Here is a 2,948-nt window from a genome sequence, read left to right as displayed (position 1 = left end):
GGATCCCATATATTGTTCCGCATGTTGGGCGTGCAGGGGCTTGACAAATCGGATTTTTCCTATAATTGACCAGCCTGCTTAGTATGTTGGCGGGCAACACATTGAAGAAGATTGGATAAGTTGTGGCTCTCATCGTGCAGAAATTTGGCGGCTCTTCCGTAGCCGACCCAGAATCGATCAAGCGCGTGGCCCGACGCATCATCGAAACGAAGAACGCCGGCAATGACGTGGCCGTCGTGGTCTCCGCCATGGGAGACACCACCGACGACCTGATCGATCAGGCGCTCAGCATCGATTCCAACCCGCCGGCGCGCGAGATGGACATGCTGATGACCGCAGGCGAGCGTATTTCGATGAGTTTGCTCGCAATGGCAATTCATGCGGCCGGCTCTCACGCCTACTCCTTCACCGGCTCCCAGGCTGGTTTCATGACCGACGCCCAGTTCGGTACCGCGCATATCAAGGCCGTGAAGCCTGACCGCGTGCGTCGTGCGCTCGACAAGGGTTCCGTGGCCATCGTGGCCGGCTTCCAGGGCGTGAATGAGGGTGGCGACGCCACCACGCTCGGACGAGGTGGATCCGATACCTCCGCAGTGGCTTTGGCAGTGGCGCTGGACGCCGACGTATGCGAGATTTACACCGACGTCGATGGCGTGTTCACCGCCGATCCGCGCATTGTGCCGACTGCACGCCGTATCCCCGTCATCGACTACGAGTCGATGCTGGAAATGTCTTCCTGCGGCTCCAAGGTGCTTGCCCTGCGTTGCGTGGAATACGCGCAGCGATTCGACATGCCGTTGCATGTGCGCAGCTCCTTCTCCCACCGTCGCGGCACGCTGATCGTGCCGGAAGACGTCGATCCGCGCACATTGCCGAACATCTGAGATATCTGAGATTCGCATTCGGCAATCGCGAGACATCGCAGGCAATCGCAAGAAAACCAAGACTTTACGAACAAAGGTAAGAACATGAGCGAAAACAACAACCAGTCCTTGGGAGATCTGTTCCCCGATCTGGGGCCGGAAGTCCCGATCATTTCCGGCGTCGCACACGACAACACCGAATCGCTGGCCACCGTGCGCCGCGTGCCGAACGAGCCGGGCATGGCCGCCAAGGTGTTCACGCTGCTGGCCGAGGCCGGCGTGAACGTCGATATGATCGTGCAGGCTTCCGCTTCCACCGGCACCGCCGATATTTCCTTCACCGTGCCGGGTTCCGCCGCTGCCAAGGTGCGGGATGTGTTGCAGGAGAAGCAGGACGAGCTGGGCTACCAGTCCTTCGACATCGACGCCAACGTAGGCAAGGTGGCCGTGGTGGGCGTGGGTATGAAGACCCACTCCGGCTTGGCTGCCAAGTTCTTCAACGCGCTGAGCGACGAGGGCGTGAATGTGCTGATGATCTCCACGTCCGAAATCCGCATCGCCGCGCTGGTCCCGCTCGAGCAGCTGCAGGACGCCGTCCGCGCGCTGCACACTGCCTACGGCTTGGATGCCGAGCAGGTGGAAGCCGTGGTGTATGGCGGTACTGGTCGCTGACGCAATACCGCGCAATAACAATCGAAAAAAGACTTGACTGGATTGCTTGAGGTGTCTCAGCCAAGTCTTTTTTATTCCCATATCTGTTTTACAGATATTTTTTTCAGATAATCTGCAAATGAAAAAGCGGAGGATTGCTGAATAATCAACAATCCTCCGCAATATTATGTTCTGCAGAAATCAGATATCACCATGTGCAATCATGCATGATCATGCGTAACTGCAGAACATATGCAGATCGTTATCACTTCTTGGTGATGTAGCCGAGTGCCTTCAGCATTTCGGCGCTTTCCAAAGCGCCGCCGGCAGCGCCGCGCAAAGTATTGTGAGCGAGCCCCACGAACTTCCAATCGAAAATGGAATCCTCGCGCAGACGGCCGATGGAAACACCCATGCCACCCTCGTAGTCCACGTCCTTCTTGACCTGCGGGCGATCGTCGTCGGTCAGGTACTGGATGAACTGCTTCGGCGCATGCGGCAATCCAAGCTCGGAAGCCTTGCTCGTGTAGTTGACCAGGCGATCGACGAGCTCTTCCTTGGTCGGGTTCTTGCCGAAGTTGATGAACACGGTGGCGGTGTGGCCGTTGAGCACAGGCACGCGAATACACTGCGAGGTGATCTTCAGCGGGCCGTCGAACGGCACGATCTCGCCCTTTTCCTCATCGACGCGGCCGAACACCTTCAGCGGTTCCTTCTCGGACTTCTCCTCTTCGCCGGAGATGAACGGAATGATGTTGCCCACCATTTCCGGCCAGTCGTTGAACGTCTTGCCCGCGCCGGAGATGGCCTGATAGGTGCTCACGATAACCTCGCGCGGCTCGAATTCCTTCCAAGCGGCGAGCGCCGGGGTGTAGGCCTGGATGGAGCAGTTCGGCTTGACGGCGATGAAGCCGTGCGTGGTGCCGAGGCGCTTGCGCTGGTGTTCAATCACCTCATAATGCTCCGGGTTGATCTCCGGCACGACCATCGGCACGTCCGGAGTCCAACGGTGGGCGCTGTTGTTCGACACGACCGGCGTTTCGGTCTTCGCGTATTCCTCTTCGATGGTGCGAATCTCAGCCTTCGGCATGTTCACTGCGGAGAACACGAAATCGACGTTTTTGACCACGTCTTCCACGTCGGCCACGTTCTTGACGACCATGTTCTTCACGAATTCCGGCATCGGCGTTTCCATCTTCCAGCGACCGCCGATGGCCTCTTCGTAGGTCTTGCCGGCGCTGTGCGCGGATGCGGCAAGGGTGACCAATTCGAACCACGGATGGTTTTCGAGCAGCGTGACGAAGCGCTGTCCGACCATGCCCGTAGCTCCGAGAATGCCGACCTTAATCTTTTCGGACATAACAACCTCTCGCTTATGCTGGAACGGTTTCGTATGATTTCACGCTTGAGGTCGACCAGCCGGCCCCAAACGAC

Annotated in this window: 3 protein-coding genes; 2 read left to right on the top strand and 1 reads right to left on the bottom strand. The window is 58.0% G+C overall.

Features of this window, described 5'->3' with window-relative positions:
- The first annotated feature begins 122 nt into the window (after nucleotides 1–122).
- A complete protein-coding gene (locus Q5H33_RS08365) occupies nucleotides 123–884 on the top strand; it encodes an aspartate kinase (protein WP_004220300.1) in 762 nt (253 codons plus the stop codon).
- A gap of 84 nt (nucleotides 885–968) precedes the next feature.
- Nucleotides 969–1,535: an ACT domain-containing protein gene (locus Q5H33_RS08360; RefSeq protein ID WP_034880126.1), complete on the top strand. Its 567-nt coding sequence runs from the start codon at nucleotides 969–971 to the stop codon at nucleotides 1,533–1,535.
- A 244-nt stretch (nucleotides 1,536–1,779) separates the two neighbouring features.
- Here the strand turns inward: Q5H33_RS08360 and asd are convergent, their stop codons facing one another.
- Complete coding sequence (asd, locus tag Q5H33_RS08355; protein WP_034880125.1) at nucleotides 1,780–2,874, bottom strand: aspartate-semialdehyde dehydrogenase; 1,095 nt, start codon at nucleotides 2,872–2,874, stop codon at nucleotides 1,780–1,782.
- Nucleotides 2,875–2,948 lie beyond the last annotated feature (74 nt).

Origin of the sequence: uncultured Bifidobacterium sp. (assembly GCF_959020145.1) — a bacterium.
GTDB lineage: Bacteria > Actinomycetota > Actinomycetes > Actinomycetales > Bifidobacteriaceae > Bifidobacterium.
This window is presented reverse-complemented; position numbering and strand designations above follow the sequence as displayed.